The organism is Desulfamplus magnetovallimortis (genome assembly GCF_900170035.1).
In the GTDB taxonomy this organism is placed as follows: Bacteria; Desulfobacterota; Desulfobacteria; order Desulfobacterales; family Desulfobacteraceae; genus Desulfamplus; species Desulfamplus magnetovallimortis.
The window spans coordinates 466,714-473,429 of the sequence record NZ_LT828542.1 but is presented as its reverse complement, the minus strand read 5'-3'; the positions used below and the strand labels follow the sequence as shown (position 1 = coordinate 473,429).

Below are 6,716 nucleotides of genomic sequence, written 5' to 3'. Positions count from 1 at the left end.
TTCCCTTACCTTTTTCCATTGTCTTCCGGCCTGACTCTTTGTCCACATATTATTCTTCTGCCAGTAGGATGCAATTCGTGAAGCAATTTCTTTTTTGAATTTTTCATCCATTTCATCAATTCTTTTGAATATGAAATTAACTTGATCTTCCTGAATATTTCCCATGTCATATTCAAAAATGAATCGTTCTTCTGTTCCCAGGGATTCAAGAGTTTTTTTTAGATTTTCTTCTTCTTCCTGTTTACGCTGACTTTCCGCTTCTTTCTCCTGCGCCTCTTTTATTATCTTTTTTTCTTCTTCAATATGTCTTTTGACAGCTTCCGCCTTTTCAGTCGCTTCACGGTTTATTCTTTCAGCGTACTCTTTTTCCCGTGAATCAAATGCTTCCTTTTTTTCCGGTGTGAGGGCTTCAACTGCAATCCAGCCAAAAGGTTTCAGGGAATTAAGTGAGGCAGTTCTTGGTTTGTCCGAAGCAAGCCACAGAGTAGTGGCATGATCCAAAAATTTTTTTTCTTTTTTGCCCAGCATTATTTTTATATCTCTGTTACCTTCAATAGTAACACATTCAGCACCGGAATGACGGCCTATTCTTAATGGCGAAATATTGCTTTCCTTTAAATTGCTGCTGTTTTGACCGGATTCAGGTGATAGGTCAGAAGCAGCAGAAGTTTGGCCTGCCATATTCAGAGTGGGAATCCTCACTCCTGCAAGTTCACGGTTCTCCCTTTGATGTTCTTTTCTGTAGAACTCAAAGGCACCTGACAGAAGGCTTTTGAGATTGAGAGGATCATTAATATAGCTTGTGGTTCTGCCGTTCAAGGGGTTCCTGAAAACCGAATCAACAACCTCTATTTCACCCTGGAAGAGGCTGCCCGGCTCTATTACCTCAAATATCTGGTAGGGTCCCCCTGCTGTTTTGTCGGAAATTTTCTTTTTCTGGTTTACAGCATAAATAATGGATGTTTTTACATCTCCAACCGGCTGAAAATCAGAGACCTTGACCTTGCCAAAGGGGTCTTCTTCAATCTGCCTGTAATTGAGCAGCTTTTTTTCAACATACTCGTTAAAATTTTTTTTGGTAACATTATACCCTCCATGTCCGCTTTGGTTTTTCGGGGGTAAAGGTATTTTTGCACCATTGCATTTTGCATTGAGACAGCCTGTCCTTAATGACCCTTTAATGGAAGAACCAGGCAGATATGGCCTGTTATCAGAGACTCTAAAAGCAGTTCTCTGGATTGAGAAGTTATTCAGCTCTTGTTGTATGCGTCTTGCGTTTCCCTCTGGTATAGATAGGGTTGTTTTGTAATGATCCAGAAAACCGGAACAGAGATCAACTCTTCTGCCTTCTGCTGATTTTCCACGGAAGAATTTGTATATCTCCAGAATGGAATTGATTGTGCCTTTCCTGCAGATGAGAGAAAATTTTTCACGATCATCAGGCTCAAGGCCGGCAATGAAAACAGGTGGATCAAAGTGAATTAACTGACGCTCGTTTTCGTCCACAACAAATGAGGTGGGTTCATATACTTCATCACATCCCACATGAACCGGCGACATGATTTTAATTGTACATTTAAAGACTTCTTTCATAAATCACCCGTTTTTACTTATAGTATAATGCTTTGTCAAAAATTGAGAATAAGGATTGTAAACCTTTGAACTGGCTTTCTGTTTCTGATTTTCACGCATTTCGGGCAGGAAAATCGGAAAACTTCCATGGTGTTGGCTTTTCCGGATCAGGTTAGCCAACTTTAAAAACCGGAAGAGGGTAAGCCTGAAACTAAGTTTTTGACAATGCAATAGCTTTTCAGAAAAGGAAGTTATTTTTTTGTTTGAGTATCAGGCAAGTTGCATTGGTAATACAGGTGTGTATCCCTGTGCAACTGTATGTGGCATGGATTTAGATATCCCACCTACGGCAGTGCCCATATACTGCTTTTTAACAATCATCTCTGCCTGTGTTCTGTCAGGAATAAAAACAGCACCTTCATCCGCCATAATCACCGGATTTTTAAAAGGATTTCCGCTCACGGCAATTGTGCTTCCATGTTTGCCAAACCTTGTAAAAGGTGTAAAAAAGGCATTCATCCCATTTTTTTCAATACCGGATGAATTAAAAAATCCTTGTTCAGGGACAGATGGTGCAAGTGTATAGAACGCCATTGTATTGGATATGTCTGGCATGGTCATAGGATCGTGTTCAGCAACCTCAAATCGTCCCATGCCTGTGGAAGCATCCTTTCCAAAGCCCCATTGACCAATGCGGGTTATCCCTTTTAGTACCCTTTCAATGTCAGTGGCAGATTCCTCAATCAAAACAAAAATCACAAGCTCCACTTCAGGAAAGTAGCAGGTACTTTTTGTTGTGAAAGGGGCAAACATTCCGCCCCTTCCTGTTGTTCCTGTCAATCTGTTGATACTGTTATGAGGCTGGGAAAAAGAGATGCTAACCTGTTTTTGATCTAAATGCCCAAGGCTTCTCCTTGTTTCCGGACTCAGCTCATTTTCAAGGATATCAAGGAGTTCAGTGTCATTTAAAAATGTTCCGCCTGCAAGGTCAATGTTAAGAGAACCGTTTATCTGCATCCATTTTTGTTTTTTCATCTCTTTTGCTTTAAGGATTCTCTCCTTTTTATCCAAACCTGCATAGGATTTGAAAAAACTCAGGGGCAGATCAGGGCGTTTGAGAAACCAGCAGGTTCCATTATGCTCTGTTTTTATATATGCAGAAGAAAAAATTGCAAACGGCTGTTCTCCATATCGCCTGATCCAGGTATCAAGCCCTCCTTCAAGCAGTGATGGATCATGGGCAGCCTGCCAGCAGAAATGTCCGAACAGAGTATCTCCCTTTAATGGCGTTGCAAATGCCGATCTGGGCTGCAATGTGATCTGGTAAAATTTCACGGGACTGCCTCCTTTACGAAAGGGGATTTGTATCCTGAAATCTCTGTTGAACAGCGCCATCATCAAATTGAAACTCTATCCTGCCATATCCTCTACTGCCGCTGCCGCCAAGAGCATCCATTTCAAGGAGCTTGAGTCCCTTTAAAAGAAGCTCTTCAAGGCCATCATCGCCTTCAAATACCTTAAGTACAATGGAAAAGGAAAAAACCGTATCCGCAGGAACACGTTCTGTAAATCTGGGGTTTTCAGCAGTGCCCTTTATGCGGTTAATTGAATTCTCAGATTTAACTTCTGTAAATGTAAGGTTTCTCTCAATGGCACCTTTTTTCCATTCGTCATAAAGGGGTGCATCGGCAAAGGATAATCTTGATGGCCCTATCTCCTTAAGATCCTCTGAATCAGCGCCACTTGCACCAAAAAGAGCTATGATTTCACGACATCTTTTTTTGTCTTTGCCTTCAAGATTTCTATAGTCCTTGATATCAAGGGGTTTCCCGTCTGTCATTCCCATAAGACCGGATTGAAGCTCCAGAAGCGACCTTGTTTTGCCCTTGAGGGAAGAACCCGGAATATAAGGCTCAAGAGTATGTGGATGCTTGATAACCGGATTATCTGTTCCTCCGATTCTCATCTCGGTATCTCCGGCTCCGATATGAAGGCCGCTTTTGAGAAGAATTTTGCCGGTCATCTCTTTAATATCAACGAGTTTCATGCTGTTTGTGTTCATATCATCATCCTTTTTCAATTTTTAGGTCCATGCAGACGGTAAAATCCAACAAATGATTCAAAAAAAGTGGTGAAAACCTCAAGATCTTCGGGCCTTTCAATCTGTTCCACAGAATTTCTGATAAATTCAAGAAATCCTTTTGATATAAGCTTTCTGCCATGTGCATAGGCTGCCTTAGCTGTGAGCATATGAACCAGGGGAATCTGGTTTGGCCAGTTGGCAGGATTGGCCTTTGCAGCCATGTTCAGTGTCACAGATTCATCAAAGAATTTTCGGAGCTGCGTTCTTTTATTTGGACCTCCTCTTTCTGTTCGGTTTTCTTCGGCAATCTGCAATGCAAAATTTTCCGCAATTCTGGAAAAGAGCATGGGATCCATGAGTTTTTTATCTCTGTCCTTCCATAAGATGATTTTTTCCATTATCAATATCTCCTTTGTTCAAGAGCAACCGCTGATAAGTGCCCTTTTATTCATTTGAGTGTAGTGTATTGTCAAAACTAAAAATTAAGGTTCGGTTAATTGTAGAGACAAGGCATGCCTTGTCTCTACGTTGCAGATAGCCCTAAAACTAAGTGTTGACAGGGCAGTAGCCTTTTTGGCGTATAAAAAACAAGCCTTGTATTCACCGTCTGTTGTACTGGAGTGTCCACAGAGGAACCCGCAGCGCACCCCGGTAACTGTCAAGCCACTGTGCAATTTTGTTGCGGATATAGTTCACTTTGTCTTCCCTTTCATTTCTGTCAACTTTTAATGCAGCGTTTCTCTCAACGCTGTAGCCCAGAAGTGAGCGCCAGCGGGTACAGTTCATATCTGCCATTTCTATGGTTTTACGACGATTCAACAGGACTCTTTCTTTTTCCGCCATATCAATAAAATGGTTAAGCTTATAGAGAAACACCTGTGTGATCCAGCCTTGTACCAGCCATTGGGCAAGCTCCTGTTCAACTGTTTTCAGTTCTTCAAAGTGCGACCACAGCAGGGTCTGGTCAAAGAGTGTAATTCTATTTCTGCCTCCATGCTTGGATGCTTCCAGTGCTTCTTCGGATGCTGATGCCAGCATATCAATGGGTGTGTGCGGCTTGTGCATGGAAATACCTGCTGAAAAGTGTATCTCAGGATTTTCACATACAAATTGCCTGAAGTTTTTTTCAAGTTCTGCGGCAAGTTCAATGATACGGTTCCATGGGCCTATCAAAAAAAGGTCATCACCTCCGGCAAATACTGTATAGACATCATTGAAGCGAATATCTGTTTCAAGAAAGAATGGCAGATATACTGCAAAAAAATTGTTAAGCTGACGGCTCATTGTTGCTAATCTGGATATTGTATAAAGGTTATCCTCCAGACCACATGCCATCAGAAGTCCGAGGTGATCAACATCTGCCTTTAAAACCCCGAGGGCTTCAACACCGGATTTTTTATTGCCGCTGGAAGTAAGGTTTAAAGCACCTGCTGCAATATGATTTAGGGTTTTTGGGGCCCCCTCCTCAATTTCATCAGAAACAGGATAATCCATTGTATCTTCAGCATTGTAAAAAGGAACATATCCATTGATAAATTTTGATGTCACCATATCTCTTTTAAGGATCTCTTCTGCAAACTCATGTTTCAGGCTGGTAGTTTTTGATGTATCCTTATTTGAAGAATTTAATGCTCTGCTTTTGTTTAAAGTGTTCATTTCTAAAGATGACGTCTCAATTTGCCAGAATTTAAATATTTTGGCGCTATTGTCATATACATCGCTGTCATCTTCAGGAAAAATAATCTGATACTGTCCGAAAATGGGGTCAGTCAATTTTCTTCCTGAAAAATTTTCTTCAGGGGCAAAGATGGCTATTTTTCTTTTTTTCACAAGGTTTTCACCCATAAACAGATGATCCTTGCACATGGCACACACATGGATCTCTTCCAGCCTGTTTTTTTTCTCTGCCGGTCGCTTGCCGCACAATGGGCAAATACCCGGCGCCAGATCACTGTTGAAACGTTCAAGGTAATCTTCCATGGCAACAGAGCCGCCGTAAAGGTTCATGTCAATTTTTGAGAATTTGGCTTTGTCCATGGCTGAAACCATTTTTTCCCACAGTGCAGCAAACCGTTTTTTTTCAAAATCGCCGCAACTTGCAGTTATTGAACTTATACCAATGCAGGTTTCTCCAAATGTTCTTTTAAGCAGCCATTCATTTACAAGTTTTTTTACAGAATCAAGTACGTCAAGGGTTTGCGGAGTATTGGGTGCAAGAATTGTAAACCGTCCTCCTGCATTAAGCATAACCGAAGAGTGTGGCAGGCCGATCCTTCTGCATATCATATCCGCTGTAAGCTCAGACATAAGTGATACAGCAAATGATCTGCCTCTCAGCAGCTTGGAACGATATTTTCGGCTGTCTCCATATCCGTTGAAAATAAAATTCTGGATTCCATAAAAATCACCGCTGATTAACAGGAATTTTTCCTCTTTTCTATTTTTGATGCTTTTTGTATCCAGGGTGCCGCATATTTCATGGTAAAGATAAATGGCAGTTGCAAGGGCTGCTGTGGTTGTCATATGATCATATAAAGATACATCAGGAATTACATGTCCTACCCTTGCTGCAGGAACAGAAGATGTGTATCTCATAAGCAGTGAATCAAAATGCTCAAACCAGAGTTCAGGATTGCTGTCAGCATGGGCAAGTTTCTTAAAATCTTTTAGAAAATTTTCAAAAAGCTTTGCATATTCACTGTTTGCCTGATGTTTTGTTGTTGGAATTACCTCTTCTTTTTTCCCTGGAAAAATGGATTTCGGGGTCATCCTTTCCAAGGGATAACGGAAGAGTATTTCATCCGAATTGCTGATCGGCTTTTTTTTGTTAATAGTTAGATGGCTGAAAATCGGTACCATACGTGTACTTTTATAATCCTTGAAGCTTACGGACTTATTGAGTTGCTGGTTAAAGCTCTCCCTGTCCATGCCGCTGCTTATCTGATCTGCAAGGCTGATCACATGTTCAGTTGCAGAACTGGCATTGTGATGTGCTGCGGCAAGGCGAATATAGGCTTCCCCTTTTCCCCAGTCCGGGCGGCTGCATACTTTTGGAAAATAT

At 41.3% G+C, this 6,716-nt stretch carries 5 protein-coding genes; all 5 read right to left on the bottom strand.

The features are described 5' to 3' along the window. Positions 1 to 1,593 (bottom strand): type III-A CRISPR-associated RAMP protein Csm5 (csm5, locus tag MTBBW1_RS08725; RefSeq protein ID WP_080802044.1); only part of this gene is annotated, 1,593 nt, incomplete at its 3' end. A gap of 249 nt (positions 1,594 to 1,842) precedes the next feature. Beyond that, entirely contained in the window at positions 1,843 to 2,907 is a 1,065-nt protein-coding gene (csm4, locus tag MTBBW1_RS08720) for a type III-A CRISPR-associated RAMP protein Csm4 (protein WP_080802041.1), read from the bottom strand. 13 nt (positions 2,908 to 2,920) lie between these two features. Continuing rightward, positions 2,921 to 3,634, bottom strand: a complete 714-nt coding sequence (csm3, locus tag MTBBW1_RS08715) for a type III-A CRISPR-associated RAMP protein Csm3 (RefSeq protein WP_245809307.1) — start codon at positions 3,632 to 3,634, stop codon at positions 2,921 to 2,923. A 14-nt stretch (positions 3,635 to 3,648) separates the two neighbouring features. After that, positions 3,649 to 4,053 carry a type III-A CRISPR-associated protein Csm2 gene (csm2, locus tag MTBBW1_RS08710; RefSeq protein WP_080802038.1) on the bottom strand — a complete coding sequence of 135 codons (405 nt, stop codon included), beginning with the start codon at positions 4,051 to 4,053 and terminating at the stop codon, positions 3,649 to 3,651. Positions 4,054 to 4,255: 202 nt separating this feature from the next. Beyond that, positions 4,256 to 6,716 (bottom strand): type III-A CRISPR-associated protein Cas10/Csm1 (cas10, locus tag MTBBW1_RS08705; RefSeq protein WP_080802116.1); only part of this gene is annotated, 2,461 nt, incomplete at its 5' end.

Excerpts from the sequence above, each read along its gene's own strand:
- csm3 (WP_245809307.1), bottom strand. The coding sequence starts at position 3,634 with ATGAACACAAACAGCATGAAACTCGTTGATATTAAAGAGATGACCGGC.
- csm2 (WP_080802038.1), bottom strand. The coding sequence starts at position 4,053 with ATGGAAAAAATCATCTTATGGAAGGACAGAGATAAAAAACTCATGGAT.